This is a genomic window from Actinosynnema sp. CA-299493 (genome assembly GCF_050946825.1).
Taxonomy (GTDB): Bacteria; Actinomycetota; Actinomycetes; order Mycobacteriales; family Pseudonocardiaceae; genus Actinosynnema.
In genome coordinates this window covers 592,877-617,755 of sequence record NZ_CP191993.1, presented here as the reverse complement: position 1 = coordinate 617,755, position 24,879 = coordinate 592,877, and the positions used below count along the sequence as shown (strand labels likewise).

General features: G+C 72.7%; 27 protein-coding genes. 17 read left to right on the top strand and 10 right to left on the bottom strand.

Annotated features, from left to right (window positions below; genetic code table 11):
• Nucleotides 1–53: 53 nt before the first annotated feature.
• The 4 genes from ACQPYE_RS03090 (at nucleotide 54) to ACQPYE_RS03075 (ending at nucleotide 3,253) form a co-directional block, all read left to right on the top strand.
• Nucleotides 54–437: a winged helix-turn-helix transcriptional regulator gene (locus ACQPYE_RS03090; protein ID WP_498719016.1), complete on the top strand. Its 384-nt coding sequence runs from the start codon at nucleotides 54–56 to the stop codon at nucleotides 435–437.
• Nucleotides 438–588: 151 nt separating this feature from the next.
• Nucleotides 589–1,641 carry a gamma-glutamylcyclotransferase gene (locus ACQPYE_RS03085; protein ID WP_498719015.1) on the top strand — a complete coding sequence of 351 codons (1,053 nt, stop codon included), beginning with the start codon at nucleotides 589–591 and terminating at the stop codon, nucleotides 1,639–1,641.
• A gap of 223 nt (nucleotides 1,642–1,864) precedes the next feature.
• Nucleotides 1,865–2,470 carry a DUF4232 domain-containing protein gene (locus tag ACQPYE_RS03080; protein WP_498719014.1) on the top strand — a complete coding sequence of 202 codons (606 nt, stop codon included), beginning with the start codon at nucleotides 1,865–1,867 and terminating at the stop codon, nucleotides 2,468–2,470.
• A complete protein-coding gene (locus tag ACQPYE_RS03075) occupies nucleotides 2,471–3,253 on the top strand; it encodes an alpha/beta fold hydrolase (protein WP_498719013.1) in 783 nt (260 codons plus the stop codon). It begins immediately after the preceding gene.
• Nucleotides 3,254–3,306: 53 nt separating this feature from the next.
• On the opposite strand, the gene ACQPYE_RS03070 is transcribed toward ACQPYE_RS03075, so the two are convergent.
• Nucleotides 3,307–3,696, bottom strand: a complete 390-nt coding sequence (locus tag ACQPYE_RS03070; RefSeq protein WP_498719012.1) for a hypothetical protein — start codon at nucleotides 3,694–3,696, stop codon at nucleotides 3,307–3,309.
• A 218-nt stretch (nucleotides 3,697–3,914) separates the two neighbouring features.
• Between ACQPYE_RS03070 and ACQPYE_RS03065 the strand changes: the two genes are divergently transcribed.
• The 5 genes from ACQPYE_RS03065 (at nucleotide 3,915) to ACQPYE_RS03045 (ending at nucleotide 8,572) form a co-directional block, all read left to right on the top strand.
• Nucleotides 3,915–4,736, top strand: a complete 822-nt coding sequence (locus ACQPYE_RS03065) for a hypothetical protein (RefSeq protein ID WP_498719011.1) — start codon at nucleotides 3,915–3,917, stop codon at nucleotides 4,734–4,736.
• 139 nt (nucleotides 4,737–4,875) lie between these two features.
• Nucleotides 4,876–5,136: a hypothetical protein gene (locus tag ACQPYE_RS03060; RefSeq protein ID WP_498719010.1), complete on the top strand. Its 261-nt coding sequence runs from the start codon at nucleotides 4,876–4,878 to the stop codon at nucleotides 5,134–5,136.
• A 1-nt stretch (nucleotide 5,137) separates the two neighbouring features.
• Nucleotides 5,138–5,389: a hypothetical protein gene (locus tag ACQPYE_RS03055; protein ID WP_498719009.1), complete on the top strand. Its 252-nt coding sequence runs from the start codon at nucleotides 5,138–5,140 to the stop codon at nucleotides 5,387–5,389.
• Between the two features lies 1 nt (nucleotide 5,390).
• A complete protein-coding gene (locus ACQPYE_RS03050) occupies nucleotides 5,391–8,156 on the top strand; it encodes an FtsK/SpoIIIE domain-containing protein (protein WP_498719008.1) in 2,766 nt (921 codons plus the stop codon).
• On the top strand, nucleotides 8,153–8,572 hold the full coding sequence (locus ACQPYE_RS03045) for a hypothetical protein (protein WP_498719007.1): 420 nt from the start codon (nucleotides 8,153–8,155) through the stop codon (nucleotides 8,570–8,572). Before ACQPYE_RS03050 ends, ACQPYE_RS03045 begins: the two co-directional genes overlap by 4 nt.
• On the opposite strand, the gene ACQPYE_RS03040 is transcribed toward ACQPYE_RS03045, so the two are convergent.
• Complete coding sequence (locus ACQPYE_RS03040) at nucleotides 8,569–8,976, bottom strand: GNAT family N-acetyltransferase (protein WP_498719006.1); 408 nt, start codon at nucleotides 8,974–8,976, stop codon at nucleotides 8,569–8,571. The genes ACQPYE_RS03045 and ACQPYE_RS03040 overlap by 4 nt on opposite strands.
• Nucleotides 8,977–9,011: 35 nt before the next feature.
• Between ACQPYE_RS03040 and ACQPYE_RS03035 the strand changes: the two genes are divergently transcribed.
• Nucleotides 9,012–9,722 (top strand): GNAT family N-acetyltransferase, encoded by a 711-nt coding sequence (locus ACQPYE_RS03035; protein ID WP_498719005.1) that lies wholly within the window; start codon nucleotides 9,012–9,014, stop codon nucleotides 9,720–9,722.
• A 41-nt stretch (nucleotides 9,723–9,763) separates the two neighbouring features.
• The gene (locus tag ACQPYE_RS03030) at nucleotides 9,764–10,771 is read left to right on the top strand and encodes an NADP-dependent oxidoreductase (protein WP_498719004.1); all 1,008 of its coding nucleotides are present in this window, start codon (nucleotides 9,764–9,766) and stop codon (nucleotides 10,769–10,771) included.
• 44 nt (nucleotides 10,772–10,815) lie between these two features.
• Here ACQPYE_RS03030 and ACQPYE_RS03025 read toward each other — a convergent pair whose 3' ends face one another.
• Together ACQPYE_RS03025 and ACQPYE_RS03020 are read right to left on the bottom strand one after the other, a co-directional pair.
• Nucleotides 10,816–12,012, bottom strand: coding sequence for an amidohydrolase (locus ACQPYE_RS03025; RefSeq protein WP_498719003.1), 1,197 nt, complete (start codon nucleotides 12,010–12,012; stop codon nucleotides 10,816–10,818).
• Nucleotides 12,002–13,639 carry an FAD-binding oxidoreductase gene (locus tag ACQPYE_RS03020; RefSeq protein ID WP_498719002.1) on the bottom strand — a complete coding sequence of 546 codons (1,638 nt, stop codon included), beginning with the start codon at nucleotides 13,637–13,639 and terminating at the stop codon, nucleotides 12,002–12,004. The genes ACQPYE_RS03025 and ACQPYE_RS03020 overlap by 11 nt, the downstream gene beginning before the upstream one ends.
• Nucleotides 13,640–13,655: 16 nt before the next feature.
• Between ACQPYE_RS03020 and ACQPYE_RS03015 the strand changes: the two genes are divergently transcribed.
• Together ACQPYE_RS03015 and ACQPYE_RS03010 are read left to right on the top strand one after the other, a co-directional pair.
• A complete protein-coding gene (locus ACQPYE_RS03015; protein WP_498719001.1) occupies nucleotides 13,656–14,222 on the top strand; it encodes a TetR/AcrR family transcriptional regulator in 567 nt (188 codons plus the stop codon).
• Nucleotides 14,219–15,661 carry a glycerol-3-phosphate dehydrogenase/oxidase gene (locus ACQPYE_RS03010; RefSeq protein ID WP_498719000.1) on the top strand — a complete coding sequence of 481 codons (1,443 nt, stop codon included), beginning with the start codon at nucleotides 14,219–14,221 and terminating at the stop codon, nucleotides 15,659–15,661. Before ACQPYE_RS03015 ends, ACQPYE_RS03010 begins: the two co-directional genes overlap by 4 nt.
• Before the next feature lie 123 nt (nucleotides 15,662–15,784).
• Here ACQPYE_RS03010 and ACQPYE_RS03005 read toward each other — a convergent pair whose 3' ends face one another.
• From ACQPYE_RS03005 to ACQPYE_RS02995, 3 genes are read right to left on the bottom strand one after another with little or no spacing between them, the layout of a single operon-like run.
• Nucleotides 15,785–17,476, bottom strand: a complete 1,692-nt coding sequence (locus ACQPYE_RS03005) for a WXG100 family type VII secretion target (RefSeq protein ID WP_498718999.1) — start codon at nucleotides 17,474–17,476, stop codon at nucleotides 15,785–15,787.
• The gene (locus tag ACQPYE_RS03000) at nucleotides 17,473–17,787 is read right to left on the bottom strand and encodes a type VII secretion target (protein WP_053718582.1); all 315 of its coding nucleotides are present in this window, start codon (nucleotides 17,785–17,787) and stop codon (nucleotides 17,473–17,475) included. The genes ACQPYE_RS03005 and ACQPYE_RS03000 overlap by 4 nt, the downstream gene beginning before the upstream one ends.
• Before the next feature lie 11 nt (nucleotides 17,788–17,798).
• Nucleotides 17,799–18,242, bottom strand: coding sequence for a YbaB/EbfC family nucleoid-associated protein (locus ACQPYE_RS02995; protein WP_498718998.1), 444 nt, complete (start codon nucleotides 18,240–18,242; stop codon nucleotides 17,799–17,801).
• Nucleotides 18,243–18,438: 196 nt separating this feature from the next.
• Between ACQPYE_RS02995 and ACQPYE_RS02990 the strand changes: the two genes are divergently transcribed.
• The 4 genes from ACQPYE_RS02990 to ACQPYE_RS02975 all read left to right on the top strand — a co-directional run bounded on the left by ACQPYE_RS02990 (nucleotide 18,439) and on the right by ACQPYE_RS02975 (nucleotide 21,641).
• Entirely contained in the window at nucleotides 18,439–18,696 is a 258-nt protein-coding gene (locus ACQPYE_RS02990; RefSeq protein ID WP_498718997.1) for a helix-turn-helix transcriptional regulator, read from the top strand.
• Between the two features lie 46 nt (nucleotides 18,697–18,742).
• The gene (locus ACQPYE_RS02985; RefSeq protein ID WP_498718996.1) at nucleotides 18,743–19,654 is read left to right on the top strand and encodes an ABC transporter ATP-binding protein; all 912 of its coding nucleotides are present in this window, start codon (nucleotides 18,743–18,745) and stop codon (nucleotides 19,652–19,654) included.
• Nucleotides 19,651–20,838: an ABC transporter permease gene (locus ACQPYE_RS02980; protein WP_498718995.1), complete on the top strand. Its 1,188-nt coding sequence runs from the start codon at nucleotides 19,651–19,653 to the stop codon at nucleotides 20,836–20,838. The genes ACQPYE_RS02985 and ACQPYE_RS02980 overlap by 4 nt, the downstream gene beginning before the upstream one ends.
• Nucleotides 20,839–21,071: 233 nt before the next feature.
• Nucleotides 21,072–21,641: a PadR family transcriptional regulator gene (locus ACQPYE_RS02975; protein WP_498718994.1), complete on the top strand. Its 570-nt coding sequence runs from the start codon at nucleotides 21,072–21,074 to the stop codon at nucleotides 21,639–21,641.
• Nucleotides 21,642–21,763: 122 nt separating this feature from the next.
• On the opposite strand, the gene ACQPYE_RS02970 is transcribed toward ACQPYE_RS02975, so the two are convergent.
• The 3 genes from ACQPYE_RS02970 to ACQPYE_RS02960 all read right to left on the bottom strand — a co-directional run bounded on the left by ACQPYE_RS02970 (nucleotide 21,764) and on the right by ACQPYE_RS02960 (nucleotide 24,877).
• The gene (locus tag ACQPYE_RS02970) at nucleotides 21,764–23,077 is read right to left on the bottom strand and encodes a citrate synthase (RefSeq protein ID WP_498718993.1); all 1,314 of its coding nucleotides are present in this window, start codon (nucleotides 23,075–23,077) and stop codon (nucleotides 21,764–21,766) included.
• Between the two features lie 268 nt (nucleotides 23,078–23,345).
• The gene (locus ACQPYE_RS02965; RefSeq protein WP_498718992.1) at nucleotides 23,346–24,284 is read right to left on the bottom strand and encodes a carbohydrate kinase family protein; all 939 of its coding nucleotides are present in this window, start codon (nucleotides 24,282–24,284) and stop codon (nucleotides 23,346–23,348) included.
• Nucleotides 24,281–24,877: a TetR/AcrR family transcriptional regulator gene (locus tag ACQPYE_RS02960; protein WP_498718991.1), complete on the bottom strand. Its 597-nt coding sequence runs from the start codon at nucleotides 24,875–24,877 to the stop codon at nucleotides 24,281–24,283. Before ACQPYE_RS02960 ends, ACQPYE_RS02965 begins: the two co-directional genes overlap by 4 nt.
• Nucleotides 24,878–24,879 lie beyond the last annotated feature (2 nt).

Sequence of the window (24,879 nt, the reverse complement as noted above, 5' to 3'; positions counted from 1 at the left end):
ACCTCAAAGTTTGGTACTTACGAGTCAGAAAGCATCCAGGTAGGGTCGTTGCCATGGAACTGCGTGGTGACGTGTACGACCGCAACTGCCCTACTCGGGTGATCGCGAATCACGCCACGGGGCAGTGGGGCAGCCTGGTGCTCGGCAAGCTCCTGGACGACGGTGGCGGCACGAAGAGGTTCGGCGAGCTGCGCCGGGCGGTGACCGGGATCAGCGAGAAGATGCTCGCGCAGACCTTGCAGGCGCTGGAGCGCGACGGGCTGGTGCGCCGCGAGGTCCACCCCGTGATCCCGCCGCGGGTGGACTACTCCCTCACGCCGCTGGGCGCCCACGCGGCGAAGCAGATCACCGGGTTGTTCGGCTGGATCGAGGAGAACCTGCCGAACTTCATGGCGGCGCAAGAGGAGTACGACGCGCGACGGGCCGAGAACGTGTGACGGGTCACGTTCACACCTCCGACCTGTGTGCACGTCACAAGACCCCTTAGGCGGGGATTCACGCAGGGGAAGGGTGAAAGATCCGACCTCTTACTCCCGCCAAAAACCAACGACCGGTGAATTCCCGGTGTGGTTTGCCAGAATGGGAGCCATGACGCAGCCCTTCACGGACGACAGTCACCCGGCCGAGCCCTATCCGGGAGCTCGGCCGGGACACTGCTTCGTGCACCTCGACGGCGCCGGCTGGCCGGTCACGCCCGATCCCGGCGCCGATTCCGGGTGGCGGGTCGCCCCCGACGGGCAGGACCTGGACGACTGGCTCGCGACGCACGGCGAACCGCCGCTCGCGGGCCGGCTGCCGGTGCTGGCCTACGGCTCCAACGCCAACCCGGCCAAGGTGACGTGGCTGCGCGAGGAGCTCGGGTTGGCCGGCCCGGCGGTCGTGCTGAGGGCCCGGTGCGACGGGCTCGCCGCCGTGTGGGCCGCGGGACTGCGCAAGACCGACGGCCAGCGACCGGCGACCCTCGCCGCCGCGCCGGGCGTCGAGGAGGAGCACGCGGTGTGGTTCGCCACCGCGGAGCAGCTGCGCGTGCTGGACCGCTGCGAGGGCCGCGGGCTGCGGTACCGGCTGGTCCGCGTGCACACCGGCCGGGTGACGTTGTTCAACGGTGGCGTGGTGGATTCGGTGCTCGCCTACACCGGTGCGGGGACGAGGCGGATGCCGTTGCTGGTCAACGGCCGGGCGGTGCGGTGCGCCGACGTGGACCAGCGGACGGCGCGCAGGCTCGGTGGCCGGCCGGCGGACGGCGACGGGCTGGACGTGACGCCGGTGCACGGCGAGCCGTCGCCGCAGGACTGGCCGGACCGGCTGTTCGCGTACGGGACGCTCCAGCCGGGGATGGCGGCGTGGCGGCTGGTGGAGCCGTTCGTGGTGGGCGACCCGGTGGCCGCGTCGTTGCCGGGGACGCTGCACGACACCGGCCGGGGGTATCCCGCGCTGCGGCCCGGCGACGGGCCCGGGGTGCCGGGGCACGTGCTGCGGCTGGAGCGGCCCGAGGACGCGCTGCCGGTGCTGGACGAGTACGAGGGTGACGAGTACCGCCGGGTGCGGGTGACGTTGCCCGATGGGCAGGTGTGCTGGACCTACGTGTGGACGGCCACGGTGGGCGACCTGCCGGTGCTGTCCGGAGGATGGACGGGCTGAGGCAGTGCCGCCCCGGGGATGGGCCGGCTGACGCGGCCCGGTCCGGAGGATGGCGGACTGAGGCGGCCCGGTCCGGCGCGGGCGCGCGTCCGTCGACGCCGGTCGGGGGTTGCCGGGCGTCAATGATGCGCCCGATCCAGTGAATTCCTGGCCGATCCACCCAACCATCCGGCGGTGGGGTACGTCCTCCTGATAAGCACCCGTTCCTAGTCAGGAGGTGGACATGAGGCGACTCGTGGCGCTCGGCGCCCTCGCGCTCGCGCTTGCGGCCTGCGGGAGTCCCCGGCAAGCGGCCGACCAGTCGACCATCGTGGTCGAACCGGCGACGTCCGCGGAGGTCGCACCGGTTCCTCCCTCTTCGGCGCCGGTGACCTCGGCGTCGACCTCGGCCCAGGACGCCGCGCCCGCTTCCGGCCGGTGCACCGCGGCCGTGCTGGCGGGAGCCGTGGAGCCGACCGACTCGGGCGCGGGGAACCGGTACGGCAAGCTCGTGGTGACCAACAACGGCGCCGCGCCGTGCACGATCAACGGGTACAGCGGGTTGCAGCTGCTCGACGCGGCGGGCAACGCGCTGCCGACCGACCTCCAGCGCCAGGCCGACCCCGGTCCCGCGCCGGTGACGCTGGCGCCCGGCAAGGTGGCGGCGGCGAACCTGCACTGGACCGTGGTGCCCACCGGTGCGGAACCGGTGGACCGGCCGTGCCAGGCCGAGGCGGCGAAGGCGGCGGCCATCCCGCCCGACGAGACCGAGCCGATGAGCCTGTCGTGGGGCCTGGGTCCGGTGTGCGCCGGGGGGAAGATCGAGATCAGCGCGTTCTACGCTGCCTAGGTGATCGAGTCCAACGTCCCCGGCCACGCCGGCGAGCTCGCGGTCCGCACCTGGCCCAACCTGGACGCCGACTGGCTCGCCGTCCTCGTGCACGGCTACGGCGAGCACGGCGGCAGATACGCGCACGTCGCCGAGGCACTGGTGCGGGCGGGCGCGTTGGTGGTGGCGGCGGACCTCGTCGGGCACGGCCGGTCCGAGGGCGAGCGGGCGCTGGTCGAGGACTACGACGGCCTGGTGGCCGACCTGTCCGCCGCGGTGAGCTCGGCGGCGTCCGACCTGCCCACCGTGGTGGTCGGGCACGGCGAGGGCGGGCTGGTCGCGGCCCGGTACGCCCAGTCGAACCCGTTGGCGGCGCTGGTGCTGTCCGCGCCGGTGCTCGGCACGTGGGAAGGGCTGGACCGGCTCGGGTCCGAGGACGCGGGCGAGCCGCTGGACCCCCGGCTGCTGTCGCGCGACCCGGAGGTCGGCAAGCGGTACGCGTCCGATCCGCTGGTGTGGCACGGGCCGTACAAGAGGGAGTCCTTGCAGGCGCTGGAACGCGCGCTGGACGAGGTGAACTACGGGCCCTCGCTGGAGCACCTGCCGACGTTGTGGCTGCACGGCGACGCCGACGAGCTGGTGCCGGCGGCGGACACGCGCACCGGCACCGACCGGTTGCGCGGCCTGCTGTTCGAGGAGCGCGTCTACCCCGGCGCGCGGCACGAGGTGTTCAACGAGACCAACTCGGACGAGGTGCTGGCGGACGTGGTGGCGTTCGTGCGACGGGCGCTCGAGCTGGGCTAGCGGCCCGAAACGGGTGGGGCGGCGGACGCGTCGCCGCCCCACCCCGTCACGGATTAATCGTCGAGGTCGTCCGACACGTCCGCGTCGGCGTCTTCCTCCACGTAGTGACCGTCATCGGCGGTGGCCGATGTCGAACCCACCCAGGCGCCGTCCGGGCTGGACCACGCGTACTGGTCGTAGTAGCCCGCGCCACCCCCGTACGTCCACGCCAGCACGGTGAAGGAGCCGGCGCCGTACGGGCTGGCGAGCTCGTACGACTCGTAGAAGTACGAGTTGCCCTCACCGTCGGAGCCCGACGCCAGGTCGTGCAGGGTGGCGCCGTCCGCCGACGCGGACGCGTTGTTCTGGTCGAACTCGACGTCGGCGGACGCGATGCCGGCGGCGCCCACGATGATCGGGAGGGAAAGGGCGCTCGCGGCGACCAGTCGGATGATGCTGCGCATGGTGGAACCTCCTGTGGAGTAGACGGCCATGCGTTCACATCGTTACCTCGCACGGCACTTCGCCGGACCTCGCCGACCGCATCGTGTGAACGGGGGTTAGATCAGCGAAAACGGCCTGATCAGCGGACATCACGAGGGGTGTGCGCAAGTCCCTGCTTATGGGTGACATCAGTGGCACCCTCACGCGCCCCACGCGTTTCATGGACAATTTGGTCGACATGGTGGAAGACGACCTTGAGCTGCTGATCACCGCGGTGGTGGCGGCCGACGACGAGCAGCAGGCGCGTGCCGCCTGCTCCGCACTGCTGCGCCAGGTCGGCGGGCGGGTCGTGCGGGCCTTCGACTGCTCCGACGAGGAACCGGGCTGCTGGTCGGTGACGATCAGCCGGGTCAGCGACGAGCGCGCGACGCAGAACGTGGCGGGCGCGCTGGCCCGCGCGGTGCGCACGTTCGTCCGGCGGCTGGGCGACGAGTTCCCCACGCCCCGGGTGGCCTGCGAGCCGCCGACGGCGTGGACGGTGCTGGACGACCCGGCGCTGCTCGACGGACTGGTGCCGGGCGCGGAGCGGTTGCTGGTGGAGGCGTGGGCCGGTGGCGACCCGCAGCAGGACGAGGCCCGGGGCGACGACGGGCGACCGGACGAGCCGCCGCCGCCCGAACGGGCGAACGTGGCCGAGCCGCGAGCGGGGTCGCGGCTGTCGTTGCGGGTCGACGTGGCCACCGACCGGTCCGCGGGCGCCGAATGGCAGGCGCGGGCGGTAGCGAGCCGGGTCGCCCGCAGTGGCAAGATCACCCGAGTGGCTCCCCACGGGCATCTACTGAGCGTGCACGTCGACCTCGGTCCGAGCATCAATTCGCCCACGGTCGCGCTACAGGACGCGGTGGCGTCGCTGGGCCGTTCGGGGTGGTCCGAGGTCGAGTGGTCCGCCGGGTCCGGGTCGACCCGCTGGTCGGCCGCGCCGGTGCCGCGGGCGGGGATCGCCGCGTTGGAACTGACAGCGACACCGGGCTCGGCATTCGTGTGGACGGTGCCCGACTGAGATCCACTTCGCTGACCCGATCGAGTGGATTTCGGATGCCACCCGGTCAGCCGATCTTGCTTGTGAATCGTGAAACTTTAGGTACTACTTTCAACTATAGGAACTCAATCAGTGTCGCCGGGAGGGGTCGGAATCCGACATGGCCAGCATCGAAGAGGTCCGCAACGCGATCGCACAGGCCGTCGAGAAGGCGGGGCAGAGCGTGAACGCCCTGCAACAGGCCGCCGACCTGGCCGAGGACGCGCAGGCACTGCTCAGCACGGCCACCCAGGGCAGCGTCCAGGCCGACGTCGAGCAGGCGAACGCGCGCTTCGCCGAGGTGGTCAGCGGCGTCACCGACCTGCAGCAGCACCTCGGCGCCGGGATCTCCCAGGCCGAGAGCATCAACTCCAGGTTGTGACGTGACGTCGGTGGGCGAGGTCAAGCTCGCGCTCGAGCAGAGCTGCGAGTTCCTCCGGGACGCCTACCGCAGCGTCCGGGAGGCCCAGACCGCGTTGGACGAGGCGGTCGACATCCTGCTCGACGCGAGCGCCGACCACCACGAGTCCCTGGTGCCCGCCGGGTTCGTGGCCGCGGGCGAGCGGTTCGCCGACGAGTTGGAGCTGATCGTGGGCAGCCTGGAACTGGTCCAACGCCTAGCCGTGGAGCTGTGACGTGAGCAGGCGTGACGAGCGCCGCAAGAGGATCGAGGGCTCCTTCGAGGAGTTCCGCAAGGCGGTCGCCGCCGCGCTGGGCAACGCCTCGCGCGCGCACCGCCTCCTCGCCGACGAACGCGCGCGCGACATGTTCGAGGTGATCCTGCGCGGCGACGGCGTCGACCGGGCGCTGGCGGACCCGCTGCTGGCCGACGCGCTGGCCAACCCGCTGTTCGAGCAGCAGCTGGCGAAGGCGCTGATCGACCGGGTCGAGGCGTTCCGCGAGTGGTCCGAGCGCGGCCCGGACCAGTTGACCGCGCTGGTCGACGCGGCGGCCGGCGGACCGGCGTCGTGGCCGCCCGAGGCGTGGCTCGGCACACCGGGCACGGCCGACGGCGCCGACGGCGCGCCCGAGCTGTGGCGCATCGGCACCGGCGTGGTGCGCGGCGCGCCCGAGGCGCAGCGGTTCCCGGTGGCGGTGCCGCTGCTGGACCACTCGCACCTGCACGTCTCCTCCACCCACGAGAGCCGCGCCGCGGCCGAGGCGCTGGTGGAGGGCCTGCTGCTGCGGGTGCTGAGCCACTTCCAGCCGGGCCTGGTGCACGTCCACGTGTGGGACGTCGGCCAGCTCACCGGCGCGTTGCCCGGCCTGTACCCGCTGACCAGGGCGGGCCTGCTGACCGTGCACGACCCGGCGCGGCTGCACGAGCTGCTCGACGAGCTGTCCGACCACATCCGCCGGGTGCACACCGGCGTGCTGACCGAGGGGCACCAGTCGGTGCGGGCGGCGGGCGGGCGGCGGACCGAGCCGTGGCGGGTGGCGGTGCTGTTCGGCAACCGGCAGCCGTTGCGGGAGGAGCACCAGCAACAGCTGCAACGGGTGGCGCGCAACGGCCTGGCGGCCGGCATCCAGCTGTTCGTCGTCGACATCCCGGTCACGGTCAACTCGCCGATCGAGACCGTCACGATCGCCGCCGACCAGTCCGCGACGTGCACGATGACCGGCAAGCACGTGGCCGTCGCGCTCGACCCGCCGCTGCCCCGCGCGCAGGTGCCCCGCGCCTGCGCGGCGATCGCGGACCGGCGCGAGGAGCGCCGCAACCGGCTCAGCACGTTCGCCGACCTGCTGCCGGAGCGCTTCTGGCGGGAGGACTCGTCGGCGGGCGTGCTCGCGCCGGTCGGGTTCCTCGAAGGCGAGCCGGTGCACGTGGGGCTGGGCGACACGTCGCCGCACGCGTTGATCGGCGGGCCGAGCGGCTCGGGCAAGACGAACTTCCTCTACGCCATGCTCGGCAGCCTCGCCGCCCGGTACGCGCCCGACGAGCTGGAGCTGTACCTGCTGGACTTCAAGGAGGGCGTGTCGTTCGCGCAGTTCGCGCCGGGCCGCAAGGACCCGACGTGGCTGCCGCACGCCCGGCTGGTCGGGGTGAACGTCAACACCGACCGCGAGTTCGGCGTGGCGCTGCTGGCGTTCCTGGCCGACGAGATGCGCCGGCGCGCGGACGCGGCCAAGCGGCACGAGGTCACCAAGCTGGAGCAGCTGCGCGAGGAGGACCCGCACGGCCACTGGCCGCGGATCGTGGCGGTGATCGACGAGTTCCAGTACCTGTTCGGCGAACGCGACCAGGTCACCGCGCAGGCGACCCAGCTGCTGGAGGACGTGGCCCGGCGTGGCCGGTCGCAGGGCATCCACCTGGTGCTGTCGAGCCAGGACGTGTCCGGCATCGAGGGCTTCTGGGGCAAGTCGGCGATCTTCGAGCAGTTCACCGTGCGCATCGCGCTGCCCAAGGCGCGGCGGGTGCTGGCCGAGCCGCAGAACGACGCCGCGGTGGAGCTGCCGCGCTGGCACGCCGTGGTCAACCACGAGTCGGGCGTGCGGCCGGGCAACGAGGTCGCGCGCATCCCGGACGCCACCGCCCGGGGCACGTTCGACGCCTTGCAGGCCGAGCTGCACCGGCTGCGCCCGCCGGACCTGGCCGAACCGATCCTGTTCGACGGCAGCAAGGTGCCCGTGCTGCGGGCGCTGCCGGACTTCCGGGCGTTGGGGCCGGTCGACGGCGGCAGCCCCACCGTGCTGCTGGGCCAGGTGATCGACGTGGCGGGCAGCGCGGCGAAGGTGCGGTTCGCCCGCACGCCGGGCCGCAACATCGCGGTGCTCGGCTCGCTGGCCGACGACGCGGCGGGCGTGCTGGGCGGCGCGGCGCTGTCGCTGGCCCGCCAGCACGAGCCGGGCGGGGCCCGGTTCACCCTCGCGTGCCTGGCCGAGGACGCCTTGCCGCACGCGCAGCGGCTGGCCAAGTGGTTGGGCGACGCGGGCCACACCGTGGAGTCGGTCGAACTGGACGGCATCCGGAAGCTGGTGGACGAGACGGCGGCCGGGATCACCGCCAGCATGACCGGCGAGACGGGCGTGCCGCTGCTACCGCACTATCTGGTGGTTTACGCGGTGGACGCGGCGCACACCCTCTTGGAGGCGAAGAACACGGCCCGCGCCTCCGGGGTCGACAGCCTGCGGACCGTGCTCAAGCACGGGCCGGAGAACCGGACCCACGTGCTGGGCTGGTGGCGCGGCGTGCAGCGGCTGAAGAACAGCCTGTCGCCGGGCGTCTACGACGACATCGGCGCGTGGATCGCGTTCGACGTCCAGGGCAAGGAACTGCTGTCGTTCGGACCGGAACAGGTCATGGCCTGGTCACCGCGACCGCGGCGCGGCCTGTTCTTCGACCGGTTCGAGCACTCGCGACCACAGGTCGTCATCCCGTTCGACACCGGGGAGGAACCATGATCAGCCACGCCTCAGTCGTTCCCGCGCAGCGCACCAACGGGCACGGCGCGCCGGAGGTCGAGGCGGTCTCGGCGATCGAGCGGTACCGGGAGGTCGTCGCGCTGGCCGCCGAGTCGGCGGAACGGCTGCGCGCCGCCGACCGGGCCCGGGTGCGGCAGCTGCTGGAGCGGCTGGCCGAGTCGCAGGACCGGATGGCCGAGGTCATCGACCAGGAGAAGCTGGTCAAGCAGGTCGTCGCGGAGCACTGGGAGGCCGTGGTCGGGCTGCTCTGGGACGAGCGGTGGTTCACCATGACCACGGTGCCGCGGCCGGACGAGTCGGTGCCGCCGCGGGACCAGCGGGAGTACAACACCGCCCTGGACCTGGCGTTCCGGGCGTTGGAGGAGTCGCTGCAGAAGCGCGCCCTGTTCCGCTAGAAGCCCCAGGAGACGGCGACGGTGTCGAAGTCCAGCTCGGCGGCGGCCCGGCGGTAGGTGGCCAGGGCGGCGGCGTTGTCCTTCTCGGTGCCGGTCCACGCGCCGGTGCAGCCCCGGTCCTTGGCCAGCTCGATGAGCCGCCCGATCAGCGCCGTGGCGATGCCGCGTCGCCGGTGCGCGTCGTCCACGCCCAGCTCGTACAGGAACATCTCCACCCCCTTGTCGGGGTGGATGGTCTCCACACCGGACACGAACCCGGCCGGTTCGCCGTCGACGTAGGCGATGAGCAGGTGGTGCCGGTCGTCGGCCAGGAACGCGCGGGTCGCGTCCTCGCGCGGCACGTCGTCGAACAGGTGGCCCGCCGCCATCACCGCGGCCGACGACGTGATCCGCCGGATGTCCATGCGGGCGAGGGTAGCCCTTGGGCGAGGATGCGGTCATGCGCGTTCTGCCCTCCCCCGCCGACGTCTCCGCCGCCACCCCCGACCCGGTCGCCCGCTGGGCGGCGCAGTCGCTCCTGCCCGGTCGGGGCGGCACGGCGTGGGCGCACGGCGACGCGGTGGCCGTCCTGGCGCCCGCGCTGTACCGCTTCAACCGCTTGGTGCTCACCGGCCCCGCGGCCGACGTCTCGACGCTGCTGCGCGCCCATGCCCGCCCCGATGTGAGACCCGTGGTGGCGACCGCCGTGGCCGACGAGCTCGACTGGCCGGTCCACGGCACCTTCGGCTGGATGGACCGCGCCGGCGCCCTCGACCCCGCCCCCGACGCCCGCTGGCTGTCCGAACAGGACGAGGACGACGTCGAGTCGCTGCTGCGCGAGGCCAACCCGGACTCCTGGGTGCGGCCCCGCGAGCCGGGCCCGGTCCGCTGGGCGGGCGTCCACGTGGACGGCGCGCTGGTCGCCGTCGCGGCGGACGCCTGGCCCTCCCCCGACGTCGGCTTCGTCGCGGGCGTGGCCACCCACCCCGACCACCGGGGCAGGTCGCTGTCCACGAAGGTCTGCTCGTTCGTCGTGAGCGCGCTGCTGGCCGCGCACGGCACGTGCGGGCTGATGGTCGACCGGGCGAACGAGACCGCCATCGCGGTGTACCGGCGGCTCGGTTTCACCTACCGGAGCGTGACCGCGCTGCGGGACCCAGGTCACACCTGAATGGCGGAACAGCGCCGCTCCGCCGCGCTGTTGCACGTGGTATGACGTTGCCGAACACCGCGCGCGAGGTCCACCTCGCCTCCCGTCCCGAAGGCTTCCCCACCCCGGCGGACTTCGACCTGGTCGAAGTGCCCCTGCCGGACATCGCCGACGGGCAGCTGCTGGTCCGCAACCTCGTGATGAGCGTGGACCCGTACATGCGCGGCCGGATGAACCTGAGCAAGTCGTACGTGGCGCCGTACGAGGTCGGCGAGGTCCTGGCCGGCGGCGCGGTGGGCGAGGTCGTGGCGTCCAAGGCGCCCGGGTTCGAGGTGGGCGACACCGTGCTGCACGGCCTGGGCTGGCGCGAGTACAGCGCCGTGGACGCCGGCGAGGCGGCCAAGGTCGACCCGCAGGCCGCTCCCCTCGGCGCGTACCTGGGCGTGCTCGGGATGCCCGGCATGACCGCGTACGTGGGCCTGCTGGACGTCGCCGCGTTCAAGGAGGACGACGTGGTGTTCGTCTCCGGCGCGGCGGGCGCGGTCGGCCAGGTCGCCGGCCAGGTGGCCCGGTTGCGCGGCGCCAAGCGCGTGATCGGCAGCGCGGGCAGCGACGCGAAGGTCAAGTACCTGGTGGACGAGCTGGGCTTCGACGCGGCGTTCAACTACAAGGACGGCTCCGTCGGCGAGCTGCTCGGCCAGGCCGCGCCGGACGGCATCGACGTGTACTTCGACAACGTCGGCGGCGAGCACCTGGAGGCGGCGATCGACTCGGCCAACCCGTTCGCCCGCTTCGCCCTGTGCGGCTCGATCGCGAACTACAACACCAAGACCCCCACCGGCCCGCGCAACCTCGGCCTGGCCGTGGGCAAGCGCCTGTCCCTGCGCGGGTTCCTGGTCATGGACCACCAGCACCTGCGCGACCAGTTCGTGCGCGAGGTCGGCGGCTGGATCGCCTCGGGCGAGCTGCGCTATCAGGAGACCGTGACCGAGGGCATCGACCGGGCGCCAGCGGCGTTCATCGGGATGCTGCGCGGGGAGAACGTCGGCAAGGCCCTGGTGACCCTGTAGGACGGTCGGGGCAGGACGGTCGGGCGCCGCCGGCGACGCGTGGGTCACACGACTTCGCCGTCGGCGGCCACCACCCGCCCCTCGTGCACGACCACCGTGCGCGGCGCGCGGTCCATCACGGCCGCCGTCACCGTGTCACCGGGCACGACCACCAGCTCCGCCGGCGCGCCCTCGGTGAGCCCCCAGGCCTTGCCCATCACCGAAGCGCCGCCCCGGGTGGCGATGTCCACGCACATCTCGACCAGCTCGTCGCGCCGGAAACCGTTGCGGTAGGCCAACTGCCACGTCCGGTCCAGCATGTCGCCGTCGCCGTAGGGCGACCAGTAGTCCCGGATACCGTCCTGCCCGAGCCCGACCCTCACCCCGGCCCACCGCAGCTGCCGCAACGGCAACGGCTCCCGCGCACCCGGCGCGACGGTCGTCACCGCGACGTCGTGCTCGGCCAGCCGGTCCACCAGCTCCGCCCGCCGCGACTCGTCCACGGTGGACAGGGCGAACGCGTGGCTGATCGTCACCTTCCCCCGCATGTCGAGCGCGCCCACCCGCTCGCAGATCAGCTCCACCTGGAACGCGCCCAGCGACCCGGCGTCGTGCAGGTGCACGTCCACCCCGCGCTGGTGCTTCTCGGCCAACCCGAACACGACGTCCAGGTGCCGCACCGGGTCCCGGTCGTACCCCGCCGGGTCGAGCCCGCCGACCAGGTCCGCGCCCGCCCGCAGCGCCGCGTCCAGCAGCTCGGCGGTGCCCTTCTCGCGCAGGACGCCGCACTGCGGGAACGCCACCACCTCGACGTGCGCCCGCCCGGCGTGCGCCTCCCGGGCCGCGAGCACGCCTTCCAGCTTCTCCAGGCCCGAGTCGACGTCCACCTGCGCGTGGCTGCGCACGTGCGTCGCGCCGGACGCGATCGTCCGCCCGAGCGTGTGGGTGGCGCGGTCGGCCACGGACGCCTCGGCGGAACGCCAGTTGCGCCGGTCGTTGTCGATCAGCCCCGCCAGCCCCTCGTCCGCGCTGTGCGGGCGGAACGGCAGCCCCAGCCGGGTGGAGTCGAGGTGCGCGTGCGCGTCGGTGAACGCGGGCAGCAGCACGCCGCCCCGCCCGTCGACCACCGCCACCCCCGGCGGCGGGTCGACGTCCCGGCCGAACGCCGCGACGCGCCCGTCCGCGCAGAGCACGTCGACCAGGGGTGCGCCCGGGGCGTTCGGCCACGGCCGCACGGAACGGATCAGCAGGTCACCGGTCACCAGGCGACGCTAGCCCCGCGACACCGATGTCGCCAGCGAGGAGCTTGCCCGGGTTGAGCACGCCGGTCGGGTCGAGCGTCCGCTTGACCGACGCCAGCACGTCCACGCCCAACCGGCCGATCTCGGCTTCCAGGTACGGCGCGTGGTCGACGCCCACCGCGTGGTGGTGGCTGATCGTGCCGAGCCCGGTGATGGCCTCGCTCGCGGCGGCCTTGGCGACCTGCCACTGCCCGATCGGATCGGCGGTGTCCCGGGCCGCCAGCGCGGTGAAGTACAGCGACGCGCCGGTCTCGTAGGCGTGCGAGATGTGGCACATGACCACGCACCGGCCCAGCGCGTCGACCAACGCCTCCCGCACCGCGGCACGCAGCTCCGACACCTTCGACCAGTGCGTGGCGGTCTCCAACGTCTCCACGCACACGCCGACCTCCATCAACGCGTCCCGCTGACGAGGTCCGTTGAACCGCCCGTGCCGCCACGCCTCGCCGAGCGCCTTCCCCAGGGACACGACCTCCGCCCCGCGCAACGTCTCGGCCCTGCGCCTCGCCACCTCGCGCTTCGACGCGCCGTGCCAACCGAGGATGAGCGCGCACGGTTCCCGCACGCCCCGCGCCTTCAGGTAACCCTTGAGCGCGTTGACCTTCCACCCGCCGCCCAGCGCCAGGGACACCTCGGTCTCGTCCACATCGGACAGTCGGGTCACGTCCGCGAGCACCCGCCGCTGCGCCAGCTCGCGCACCAGGGCCGACCCGCGTTCCCACCCGTCCACCACGAAACCCTCGTACCGCTCGACCTCCGGCCGCCGCCGCACCCGCAGCGCGACCTCCGTGATCACGCCGAAGGCGCCTTCGCTGCCCACCACCACCTGCTTCAGGTCCGGCCCGGCGGCCGACGCCGGCGCGCCGCCCAACCGCCACTCGCCCACCGGCGTGGCCAGTCGGACGCCTTCCACCAGGTCCTCGAACCGGCCGTAGCCCGACGACGCCTGACCGGCCGACCTGGTCGCGGCGAACCCGCCGATGGTGGCCCGCTCGTAGGACTGCGGCACGTGCCCGATGGTCAGCCCGTGCGCCGCCAGCAACCGGTCCGCCCGCGGCGCCGGCAGCCCCGCCTGGAGCACGGCCACCCGGGACACCGGGTCGACCTCGACCAGCTTGTCCAGCCGGTTCAGGTCGAGCGCGATCACCGCCGCCTTGTCACCGCGCAGGGCGTTGACTCCGCCGACCACGGACGTGCCGCCGCCGAACGGCACCACCGCCACGTCGTGCTCGACGCAGACCTCCAGCACCTCGACGACCTGCTCGGGCGACGCGGGCAGCACCACCGCGTCCGGCACGGCCGGCTCGCCGTCGCCGCGCTGCCGCAGCAGGTCCACGTAGGACAGACCGCCGGCCCGGCCGAGCCGCGAGTCGCGGTCCACCCGGACGTAGCCGGGGCCGACCACCTCGCCCAGCGCCACCCGCGCCGCGTCGTCCAGCGCGGACTCCGGCGCCTCCGGCGCGCGGGCCGGCGTGCGGACGTCACCCAGCCCCGTCCGTTCCCGCAGCCACTTCACCGCGTGCGGCGGCAGCGAGCCCGCGGTCGTGGTCCACCTGCCCCGGAGGGTGTGGTCGATGTGCTCGGTCACCGCTACAGTGTGACACATGACGTCTCAACGTCACAGTGATGACGCGCTCCTCGACGCGGCCCGCGACTGCGTGGTCGAGGTCGGGGTCCGCCGCACCACGCTGACGGACATCGCCAAGCGCGCCGGGGTGAGCCGGATGACCCTCTACCGCCGGTTCCCGGATGTCGGCACGCTGGTCAGGGCCCTCATGACCAGGGAGTTCACCGCGCTGCTCCAGCGCGTCGAGGTGACCGGCGACAACGCCAGGCAGCGGCTCGTGGCGCAGGCCATCGCGGGCATCCGGCTGCTGGCCGCCGACCCGGTGATGCGGCGGGTGCTCGACCTGGACGCCGAGCTGATGCTGCCGTACCTCGTGCGGCGGCTGGGGAGCACGCAGCGGCTGGTCGAGGCGTTCCTCACCGGTCGGATCGAGGAAGGCCACGCGGACGGCTCGATCCGGCCGGGCTCCACCGCCGCCCAGTCCCGGCTCGTGCTGCTGACCGCGCAGTCGCTGGTGCTCTCGATCCGGCCGGCCACCACCGACCTGGACTTCGAGGAACTGCTGGCCGAACTGGCCGCCTACCTGGACGGGGCGCTGTCGTGACCACGTCGCTGAACGCCGCCCGGCGGCGCGCGGACCTCGAACACCTGGCGTCCTCGTCCGTCGACCTGCTCGTGATCGGCGGTGGCGTGACCGGCGCCGGTGTCGCCCTGGACGCGGCGTCACGCGGCCTGTCGGTGTGCCTGGTGGAGGCGCACGACCTGGCGTTCGGCACGTCCCGCTGGTCGAGCAAGCTGGTCCACGGCGGCCTGCGCTACCTGGCCCAGGGCGAGGTCGGGCTGGCCTACGAGAGCGCGGTGGAGCGGGGCATCCTGATGACCCGGACCGCGCCGCACCTGGTGCGGGCGCTGCCGCAGCTGGTGCCGCTGCACGGCAAGGCGCACGACCCGGTCGTGATGGCCGGGCTGCGCGCGGGGGACGCGTTGCGCCGCCTGGCCCGCACGCCGTCGCGCGTGCTGCCGGGTCCGCGGCACGTGCCGGCCGTCGAGGCGCTGGCGCTGGTCCCCGGGCTGCGCCGGGCCGGCCTGCGCGGCGGCCTGCTGAGCTTCGACGGGCAGCTGGTCGACGACGCCCGCCTGGTCGTGGCGCTGGCCCGGACCGCCGCCGGCTACGGCGCCCGGATCGTCACGCGGGCCCGCGCGACCTCCCTGTCGGGCCGCGGCGCGCACGTGGTCGACACGCTCACCGGTACGTCACTGCACGTCAGAGCGCGTGCGGTGGTGAACGCCGCCGGCGTGTGGGCGGGCGACCTCGTGCCGGAGGTGAAGCTCCGCCCGTCCCGCGGCTCGCACCTCGTGCTGTCCGCGTCCGCCCTCGGCCTGTCGGGCACGGCGCTGACCGTGCCCGTCCCGGGCGCCCGCAACCGCTACGCGCTCGTGCTGCCCCAGCGCGACGGGCGGGTGTACGTGGGTCTGACCGACGAGCCGGTGGACGGCCCGATCCCGGACGTCCCGACCGTGCCCGAGTCCGATGTGGACTTCCTGCTGGGAGTGGCGTCGTCGGTGCTGGAGCGCGCGCTGACCCGTGCCGACGTGCGGGGCGCGTTCGCCGGGCTGCGTCCGCTGCTCGACACCGGCGACGGCCCGAGCGCCGACCTCTCGCGCCGGCACGCCGTGCTGACGAACGACGGCGTGACCACGGTCGTCGGCGGCAAGCTCACCACCTACCGCCGCATGGCCGCCGACGCCGTGGACGCCACCGCCCTCACCACGACCCGCTCGCGGACCGCGCACATCCCCCTGGTGGGCGCGGGACCGGCCACCGGCCCACCCCACCTGACCGCCCGTTACGGCGCGGAGGCGTCGCGGGTCGCCGAGATCGGCGAGGTCGCCTGGGCCGTCCGCCACGAGGGCGCCCTGACCGCCGACGACGTCCTGGACCGCCGCACCCGGATCGGCCTGGTCCCGACCGACCGCGCCGCCGCCGAACCGGCCGTCACCGCCGAGGTGGCCGCGGAACTGGCCGCCCAAGCCGCGTCCTGAACGTTCAACTCGGGGTACCTGAACGTAGGACTCGCGCGTTCTGAACGTAGGACTCGCGCGTTCTGGACGTGGGACACGCGAAGGGGGACCTCCGTGGTGGAGGTCCCCCTTCGGCGGGTCAGGTCACTCGCCGATGGTCGGCTTCGCGGCCTTCGGCGGCTCCTCGATCAGGGGCTCGCCCTCCAGCCGCACCTTGCGCTGGTGGTCCTTGCCGTCGCCGCCCTGGCCGGGCGCGCCCATCATCGGCGCGCCCATCATGCCCGCGCCGCCGACGCCACCGGGACGGCCACCGCCCGCGCCGGGCGCACCCGCGCCCGCCGCGCCACCGGCCGCCGCACCACCGGCCTGGCCGAGCACGCCGGACGTGCCACCGGCCTGGAGCGTCGCGCCGCCGCCGGCGCCACCGCCGCCGGAACCGCCCGCGAAACCACCGCCGCCGCCACCGGCGAAGCCACCGCCGCCACCGCCACCGGCGAAGCCGCCACCAGCGCCACCGCCGGCCCCACCACCAGCGGTGGGCAGGTCGGCCGACACCGGCCGGATCGGGGGCGTGGTCGGCACGCGAGGCGTCTCGCTACCCGTCGCGAACGTCGTGTCGCGGAACGTCGGCGGCGGGGGGACCCGGCCCGCGGTCGAACCGGAACCTTCCGGCACCCACCGGCCCGGCTCCCAGTGGCCACCGCTGCCGGGCCCGCCGGAACCACCCGAACCGGAACCACCGGAGCCGGAACCGCCCGAGCCCACCGTCGGCGGACGGCTGACCACGGGACCGCCCGGACCACCGGGGTAGGCCCGGCTCGGGTCGGTCGTGCCGCCCGTGCCCGGCCCGTAGCCCGTGCCGACCGTCGGCGGACGGCTCACCACCGGACCGATCGGGTTGGCGCCGCCCGACGGGATGGTCGACCCGGCGCCGCCACCACCGCCGCCGCCCGGGTTGTTCGTGTACCGCTCGTTCGCGCCCCGGTCCATGTCGGCGAGCCGGCGCTCGTCGAGGCCGAGGCCACCCTGCGACAGCCGCGGCCCCGAGCCGCCACCGCCGCTGCCGCCCTTGTTGGACGACGTCATCGCGGTGATCGCCTGGAGGATCTGCTTGGCGGTCTGGGCGATCTGCGCGACCGACTTGATCAGGTCGATCAGCTTCTTGAGCGAGTTGCCGAGCTTCTGCAGGAAGTCGGCGAGCTTCTTGGCGTAGTTGCACGCCATCTGCACGATGTCCGCGATGGCCGCGCCGATGGCCGCGCCGAAGGTCAGGAACGACGCCGCCAGCCACTGGATGATCTTCATGACCATCTCGGACACGGCCTGGCTGATCAGGTCCATGATGGTCTTGCGCACGGTCGCCACCAGCTCGCCCGCGCCCTTGGCCGCGCGCGAGATGCCCTGCGTGGCCTTGGACAGCGTCTCCAGCCCGGCCGCGTGCCGCTTGCTCGCCTCCCGGTACCCGTCGGCGGAACGGCCGCGCCAGGTCCGGGTCTCCTCCACCGCCGTGCGGCGGTAGTCGGCGACGATGCCCTCGATCTGCTTGCCCGCGGACGCCCAGCTGTCGGACATCTTCTGGATCGCCTGCGGGTCGCCGAGCAGCGCGTCGAACGGCTCGCGCAGGAAGTCGACGTGCTGCATGGCCCAGCTGAAACCGGCGGACAGGAAGCCCGACAACGGGTTGCTGGCCATGCCGACGATGCCCATGGCGGTGTTCGCCATGCCGAGACCGGCCTGGACCCAGTCGCCGCGCTCGACCGCCGCGACGGTGCCCTGCACGTCGCTGATCAGGTGCGACGGGTCGCGGCCCTGGGAGGTGGTGGCTTGTCCGCTCATCCCCGTGCCTTTCCGGTGAAGCCGAACGCGTTGTCGAGGTCGACGTTCTCGTAGAGGTCGGCGACCTCCTTGAGGCCCTGGCACATGTCGGCGACGGTCTCCGTGGCCTGGCCGAGGATGTCCTGCGACGAGCCGGCCGCCTTGAGCAGGAACTGCGCCAGGAACGAGCCGAACACGCCGAAGGCGTCGGTCGACAGCGACGGGTCAGCGGTGTTGGTGGCCGAGAGCATCCGCTGCGTCAACTGGTCGACCGTGCCAGCGTGCGCCCGGATCTCCTCCGGGTTCACGTTGAACGAGTCGAACATGGTCATCTACCCCCTGCTCAGGCCATGACATCGGGTGGGTTGGTGAAGTAGTCGTCGTCGGGCCTGGTGTCTCGACGCCGCAACTCGGGCTCCGGTTCCACGGCGTCCGTGCCGTCACCCGAATAGCCGTTGGGCATCTTCGCCTTCACGAACTCCAGGGCGGGGCTGTCGCCGACGAACTCCGTCATGATCTCGACGACCTTGCCCGCCGCGGCGCGCTGCGCCTGCGCGACGGCGGTCATGATCGCGCCGGAGATCCGCTCGGGGTCCTCGCCGCGCAACTGCGGGCGCAGGACCAGGTCCGTCAACGCGCCCGACGCGTTGACGGTGACCGTGATCAGGCCGTCCGGCGACGTCGCGCTACCGCCGACGCCACCGAGCTGCGTCTCGGCCTGCGCGGCGTTCCGCTTGGCCTGCTCGATCTTCTCTCCGTACTGCGCGAGCCACTGGTCCGGCTCCATGTTCACCCCTCACGGCCACGGGGCTTGCGGCCCTACTGCGCAATTCGACCCGTCGACCCTCGATTCGGTTCCCGGCGACGTATCGTTTCACCGAAACGTGATTTCCCGGGCACGCCCCCCGGCGGATACCGCCGTTCGGCCTATTCTGTGAATTGTTTACTTGCCGTTCTGTTGGGTTTTCGCAACACTTCGTAGCATGAGTCCGGTGCGCCGGGGCCCGGGGCAGCCCATCCACAACCGGATCGGGGTGCTCCGGGTCGAACGCGGTTTGACCAGGGCGGGGTTGGCCGCGGCGGTCGAGGTCAACCCCCAGACGATCGGGGCGCTGGAGCGGGGCGACCACTACCCGAGCCTCGACCTGGCGCTGCGGATCTGCGCCGTGTTCGGCCTGCCGGTCGAGGCGGTGTTCAGCCGCACGCCGTTCGAACCGCTGTCCACGCAGGTCTACGGCTAGCAGGTCGAGGGCTGGGCACGACCAGGTCACGACAGGAGGAGGGCACGTGGCACAGGGAGTGCTGGAGGTCGACCGGGTCTCCAAGCGCTACGGGGAGGTCGTCGCGCTCGACGGGATGACCTTCGACGTGCGGGCGGGCGAGCTGTACGGCTTCGTCGGCAGCAACGGCGCGGGCAAGACCACCGCGATGCGCATCGCGCTCGGCGTGCTGGCCGCCGACTCGGGCGAGGTCAGGTGGAACGGCGCGCCGATCACCTTCGAGACCCGCCGCCGGATCGGCTACATGCCCGAGGAGCGCGGGCTCTACCCGAAGATGAAGGTGCTCGACCAGCTCGTCTACCTGGCCGAGCTGCACGGCCTGTCGACCAACGCCGCGCACCGCTCGGCGGACGGGTGGATCGCCCGCCTCGGCCTGCGCGACCGCCGTGACGACGAGGTGCAGAAGCTCAGCCTCGGCAACCAGCAGCGCGTGCAGCTGGCCGCGGCCCTGGTGCACGAGCCGGACGTGCTGGTGCTGGACGAGCCGTTCTCCGGCCTCGACCCGGTCGCCGTGGACGTGATGAGCAACGTGCTGCGCGAGAAGGCGGCGAGCGGCGTGCCGGTGGTGTTCTCCAGCCACCAGCTGGACCTGGTGGAGCGGTTGTGCGACCGGGTCGGCATCGTGCGCAGCGGCACGCTCGTGGCGTCCGGCTCGGTGGCCGAGCTGCGCGCCGGCGGCGAGTCGAAGCTGGTGGTGGACGCCCCGCTGGCGCCGCCGGGCTGGGCCGACCACCTGCCGGGCGTGCGCTCGGCGCACACCTCGACCGGCCGCACGGTCCTGGAGGTCACGTCGGACGTGGACGACCAGGCCGTGCTGCGCGCCGCCCTGGCCACGGGTCCGGTGCACGAGTTCGCCCGGCAGCGGCCGTCGCTGACCGAGTTGTTCCGCAGCGTGGTGACCGAGGAGTCCGCCGCATGAGCAGCCTCACCCCCGGTCGGGCGGTGTTCCTGGTGGCGCGCCGGGAGTTCCTGGGCAAGGTGCGCACGAAGTCGTTCGTGTGGGGCACGCTGGTGATCATCGCCGTGATGGCGGGGTACGTGCTGCTGCAAGCCCTGCTGTTCGACGACGCCGGCCGCGACCGGGTCGCGCTGAGCGGTCAGGCCACCGCGCTCGCGGAGCCGTTGAAGCAGACCGCCCGGTCGTTCGGCCGCGAGGTGGAGACCGTCGACGTGACCGACGTGGCGGCGGCCGAGGAGCAGGTGCGCTCGGGCGACGTGGACGCGCTGATCACCGGCGCGTCGGACGACCTGCGCGTGCTGGTGAAGGACTCGCTGGGCAACTCGCTGCGCAACTCGCTCGACCTGCTGGTCAAGCAGCAGGTGCTGGACGCGCACCTGGCCGAGGCGGGCGTCGACCCGGCCGAGGTGGCGCGCAACGTCGAACGCGCGGGCGTCGAGGTGGTGGCGCTGGAGCCGGAGGACTCGCAGAGCGGCCAGCGGCTGGCGATCGGCTTGGTGATCGCCGGGCTGCTGTACTACTCGCTGCTGGTCTACGGGGCGATGGTCGCGCAGGGCGTGGTGGAGGAGAAGTCCAGCCGGGTGGTGGAGATCCTGCTGGCGACGCTGCGGCCGTGGCAGCTGCTGCTGGGCAAGGTCGTCGGCCTCGGCGCGGTGGGGTTGCTGCAACTGCTCGTGATCGGCGGCCTCGGGCTGGCGCTGGCGTCGTTCTCGGGGGTGGTCGACATCGCGGGCGTGGCCGGCGGCGCGCTGGCCACCGGTCTGCTGTGGTACGTGCTCGGCTTCTTCTTGTACGCCACCGTCTTCGCCGCCGCCGCGTCGCTGGTGTCGCGCCAGGAGGAGCTCCAGGCGGTGGTGATGCCGATCAGCATGTCGATCGTGGTGGCGTTCCTGCTCGGCATCAACTTCATGGTCACCGACCCGGGCGGGACGACGGTGACGGTGATGTCGCTGCTGCCGCCGTTCGCGCCGATCCTGATGCCGGGCCGGATGGCGATGGGCGTCGCGCCGGCGTGGCAGGTGCTGCTGGCGATCGTGCTCGCGCTGGCGGCCATCGCGGCGATCACGTGGCTGGGCGGCAAGGTGTACTCGAACGCCGTCCTGCGCACGGGCGCCCGCGTGCGGCTGCGGGACGTGCTGCGCTAGGCCGTCGTCCGGCGGTCGCCGCGGGCGGGCGCACGCCGTGGTCCGGCCAGGCCTCCAGGAACGGCGTGAACACCCGGTACGGCGTGCCGTCGGCCTTGGTGACCCGCCCCGGCGTGACGGCGCAGGGCGACCCCGCGCGCACCAGCTCGACCCGCTCCGCCACCGCCGCGTCACGCGCGCGTCCGTACGACCGGCTCGTTCGCATAGTCGATTTCGACTGATAGTTTTCGACCATGCCACGACGCGCGCTCGACAACCCGCTGGTGCTCGCGGTGCTGGGCCTCCTGCTGGAGCACCCCGCGCACCCGTACCAGATGCTCACCGACCTGCGGGCGCGCGGCAGCGACCGGGCCACCGCGATCAACCGGGGCACGCTGTACGACGTCGTCGAGGCCCTGGGCACGGCCGGGTGGATCGCGCCGCGGGGCACCGAGCGCACCGGCAACCGCCCGGAGCGGACCGTGTACGCCCTCACCGACGCCGGGCACGACGAGCTGGTGCGCCGGCTGGACAGCCAGATCCGCACGCCGCAGCGGGAGTTCACCCAGTTCCTCGGCGCGGTCGCCTACCTCGGCGCGCTCGGCCCGATCGGCGCCGTCGAGGCCCTGACCGAACGCGGGCAACGGCTGTCCGCCCGCATCGCGGCCGACGAGCGCGGCCTGGCCGAGGTGCTGGCGGGCGGCGTCCCCCGGCTGCACGTCATCGAGACCGAGTACGCCTTGAGCCAGGCCCGCGCCGAACTCGCCTGGATCGACACGGTGGTGGACGACATCCGCGCCGGCGCCCTGACCTGGCCCACCTGACCCGGCCCGGCCGAGAGGGCCGATCCCGCCGCGCAACACCGGCTGAGCGTTGTCCCGCAACGGGAAGGCCCGCACCGGGCACCGGTGCGGGCCTTCGCCGCGGAACGTGGTGGGAGTCGCGGTCAGCGCTGGTCGATCGACACGAAGTCGCGCTCCGGCGAGCCGGTGTAGACCTGCCGCGGGCGGCCGATCTTGGTGGCCGGGTCGTTGATCATCTCGCGCCAGTGCGCGATCCAGCCGGGCAGCCGGCCGAGCGCGAACAGCACGGTGAAGAACTTCGTCGGGAAGCCCATCGCGCGGTAGATCAGGCCGGTGTAGAAGTCGACGTTCGGGTACAGCTTCCGCTCGACGAAGTAGTCGTCGGCGAGCGCGGTCTCCTCCAGCGCCTTGGCGATGTCCAGCAGCTCGTCGGACGCGCCCAGCTTGCCGAGGATCTCGTCGGCCGTCTTCTTGATGATCGCGGCGCGCGGGTCGTAGTTCTTGTAGACCCGGTGGCCGAAGCCCATCAGGCGGACGCCGTCCTCCTTGTTCTTGACCTTCTTCACGAACGAGGCGACGTCACCGCCCTCGCGCCGGATCTTCTCCAGCATCTCCAGCACCGCGGAGTTCGCGCCGCCGTGCAGCGGGCCGAACAACGCGTTGATGCCGGCCGAGATGGACGCGAACAGGTTCGCCTCGGACGAGCCGACCAGGCGCACGGTCGACGTGGAGCAGTTCTGCTCGTGGTCGGCGTGCAGCACGAACAGCAGGTCGAGCGCCCGCACCAGGTCGGGGTCGACGTCGTACGGCTCGGCCGGGAAGCCGAACGTCATGCGCAGGAAGTTGTCCACCAGGCCCAGGGAGTTGTCCGGGTACAGGAACGGCTGGCCCACGGACTTCTTGTAGGCGTACGCCGCGATGGTGGGCACCTTGGCCAGCAGGCGGATCGTGGAGATCTCGACCTGGTTGGCGTCGAAGGGGCTGAGGCTGTCCTGGTAGAACGTCGACAGCGCGGACACCGCCGAGGACAGCACGGGCATGGGGTGGGCGTCACGCGGGAAGCCGTCGAAGAACCGCTTCAGGTCCTCGTGCAGCAGCGTGTGCCGGTTGATCTTGGAGGAGAACTCCTCCAGCTGGGCCTGGGTCGGCAGCTCGCCGTAGATCAGCAGGTAGCTGACCTCGATGAAGTTCGACTTCGCCGCGAGCTGCTCGATCGGGTAGCCGCGGTAGCGCAGGATGCCGGCGTCACCGTCGATGTAGGTGATCTCGGAGGAACAGGACGCGGTGTTGACGAACCCGCTGTCCAGTGTGACCAGACCTGTTGTGGCCAGGAGCTTCCCGAGGTCGATACCGGGCGCACCCTCGGTGGCCGGCACTACCTTCATCTCGTGCTCTCCGCCCGGATGGCGCAGCGCGACGGTACGGGTGTCGTTCGGCGCAGTCGTCGCGTCGGGCATGCAGAGTCCCTCTCACGCTAGGGCGGGGTGGCTCATGCGGGTCTCGCACGCACGCGCGCGGGCGTGGGATCGCCCCGCACCGCAGCACCACCCCGTTGGGGTCCTGTCAGTTCTCCCACGCTAGTCAGAGGACGACCCTCCGCACAGCCGCGGTGTGAACCGATTCTGTGAGGTGGGACAGGCATCACATCCGGATGCATGGGTGGCTAGCGTGCATCCACCACGGTAGCCCTTCCGGGCTGTTTCTCCATCTCACGCGGGGTGAGAGCTAGGTCATCTCCAGCTCTCGTTTGAACGGTGGCTCGGCGCCCGCCCTGGAGCACGTGATGGCCGCGGCGGCGCCCGCGTAGGCCAGCGCCCGACCCCACCCGGCGGCGTCCAGACCCCGGACAGCCTCGACGGACAGCGCGTCGTGGGCGTGCAGCCAGGCGAGCAGCGCGCCCTGCACGGTGTCGCCCGCGCCGATGGTGTCGACCACGTCCACGGGGGTGGGTGGGACGCGGATCACGTCGCCGGCGGCGGTCAGCACGGCCAGTCCGTCGCCACCCCGCGTGAGCACGACGGCGGCCGGACCCGCACCCTGCCAGTCGCGCACGACCTCCAGCACGTCGTCCTCGGACGCGTCCGAGGGGAGGTCGGCCAGCCACCGCGCGTCCTCAACGGACACCTTCAGCAGGCCGACGTGCGGCAGCCACGAGTCGTAGCGGTCGCGGTAGGCCATGGGGTCGCGGATGAGGCCCGCGCGGATGTTCGGGTCGAGCACGGTGAGCGCGCCGCGTTCGGCCTCGCGCCACAGCACGCGCTCGTAGGTGCTCGCGCCCGGCTCCAGCACCAACGACAGCGTGCCGAAGGACACCGCCTCCGTGCCGGCGGGCAGCGGCCCCGGATCGGTCACCTGGCGGTCCGCCGTGCCCTCGACGTAGAACGAGTAGCGCGCCGAGCCGTCGTCGGTCAGCCCGACCACGGCCAGGGTCGTCGGCTGGCCGCCGCGCTGGACCAGGTCGGTGCGCACGGTCGAGGCGTGCAGCCGTTCGACCAGCCGGTCGCCGAACAGGTCGGTCGACACCCGGGACAGGAAGCTCACCGGCGCTTCGAGGCGGCCGGCGGCCACGGCCACGTTGTAGGGCCCACCGCCCAACCGCGGCGCGAGGGTGCCCTCCGGCGTGGGCACCAGGTCGACCAGCGCCTCACCTGCAACGACGATCACGACTGGCTCCGTTCTCTCCGCAACCCGTCCAGCAGCAGTTCACCCAGGGCGGTGAACGCCTCGGCGTCCGAGACCCCCGCGCGCCGGGGCAGCACACCGGTCTGGATGCCCTCGATGAGCAGACCGGCCATCTCGGCGATCAGGGTCGCATGCACGTCCCGGAACACCCCGTCGCGGACGCCCTCCTGGATGAACTCGCGGATCCGCTCGGCGGCGGCGCGGGCGTTGCGCTCGTAGGTGCTGCGCGTGGGCGCGAACGCGGACACGTCGGTGATGAACCGGTCCGACGCGCGCCGCAGCTCCTCGGCCGCGCCCGCCAGGTAGGTGCCGACGCGGGCGCGGACGTCGTCGACGTCGGCGACGCGCTGCTCGATCCGCTCGGCCGCGCCCTTGAAGTAGCGGCCGACCACCTTGACCGCCAGCTGCTCCTTGCTCGGGGCCAGCGCGTAGAGCGTGGACTTGGAGCAGTGCAGGCGGGCGGCGAGGTCGTCCAGCGTGAAGTGCGCGAAACCTTCGGCGAGCACGAGCGCTTCCAGCCTGGCCAGCAGTTCCACCTGCCGGGGCGTCAGCGGTCGGCGCACGATCGAGGTCACGG

Excerpts from the sequence above, each read along its gene's own strand:
- ACQPYE_RS03035 (WP_498719005.1), top strand. The coding sequence starts at position 9,012 with ATGCGCGTTCTGCCCTCCCCCGCCGACGTCTCCGCCGCCACCCCCGAC.
- ACQPYE_RS03065 (WP_498719011.1), top strand. The coding sequence starts at position 3,915 with ATGGTGGAAGACGACCTTGAGCTGCTGATCACCGCGGTGGTGGCGGCC.
- ACQPYE_RS03060 (WP_498719010.1), top strand. The coding sequence starts at position 4,876 with ATGGCCAGCATCGAAGAGGTCCGCAACGCGATCGCACAGGCCGTCGAG.
- ACQPYE_RS02970 (WP_498718993.1), bottom strand. The coding sequence starts at position 23,077 with ATGCCCGACGCGACGACTGCGCCGAACGACACCCGTACCGTCGCGCTG.
- ACQPYE_RS03000 (WP_053718582.1), bottom strand. The coding sequence starts at position 17,787 with ATGACCATGTTCGACTCGTTCAACGTGAACCCGGAGGAGATCCGGGCG.
- ACQPYE_RS03045 (WP_498719007.1), top strand. The coding sequence starts at position 8,153 with ATGATCAGCCACGCCTCAGTCGTTCCCGCGCAGCGCACCAACGGGCAC.
- ACQPYE_RS03085 (WP_498719015.1), top strand. The coding sequence starts at position 589 with ATGACGCAGCCCTTCACGGACGACAGTCACCCGGCCGAGCCCTATCCG.
- ACQPYE_RS02980 (WP_498718995.1), top strand. The coding sequence starts at position 19,651 with ATGAGCAGCCTCACCCCCGGTCGGGCGGTGTTCCTGGTGGCGCGCCGG.
- ACQPYE_RS02995 (WP_498718998.1), bottom strand. The coding sequence starts at position 18,242 with ATGGAGCCGGACCAGTGGCTCGCGCAGTACGGAGAGAAGATCGAGCAG.
- ACQPYE_RS03030 (WP_498719004.1), top strand. The coding sequence starts at position 9,764 with ATGACGTTGCCGAACACCGCGCGCGAGGTCCACCTCGCCTCCCGTCCC.
- ACQPYE_RS02975 (WP_498718994.1), top strand. The coding sequence starts at position 21,072 with ATGCCACGACGCGCGCTCGACAACCCGCTGGTGCTCGCGGTGCTGGGC.
- ACQPYE_RS03015 (WP_498719001.1), top strand. The coding sequence starts at position 13,656 with ATGACGTCTCAACGTCACAGTGATGACGCGCTCCTCGACGCGGCCCGC.
- ACQPYE_RS03090 (WP_498719016.1), top strand. The coding sequence starts at position 54 with ATGGAACTGCGTGGTGACGTGTACGACCGCAACTGCCCTACTCGGGTG.
- ACQPYE_RS03070 (WP_498719012.1), bottom strand. The coding sequence starts at position 3,696 with ATGCGCAGCATCATCCGACTGGTCGCCGCGAGCGCCCTTTCCCTCCCG.
- ACQPYE_RS03080 (WP_498719014.1), top strand. The coding sequence starts at position 1,865 with ATGAGGCGACTCGTGGCGCTCGGCGCCCTCGCGCTCGCGCTTGCGGCC.
- ACQPYE_RS03040 (WP_498719006.1), bottom strand. The coding sequence starts at position 8,976 with ATGGACATCCGGCGGATCACGTCGTCGGCCGCGGTGATGGCGGCGGGC.
- ACQPYE_RS03005 (WP_498718999.1), bottom strand. The coding sequence starts at position 17,476 with ATGAGCGGACAAGCCACCACCTCCCAGGGCCGCGACCCGTCGCACCTG.
- ACQPYE_RS02990 (WP_498718997.1), top strand. The coding sequence starts at position 18,439 with ATGAGTCCGGTGCGCCGGGGCCCGGGGCAGCCCATCCACAACCGGATC.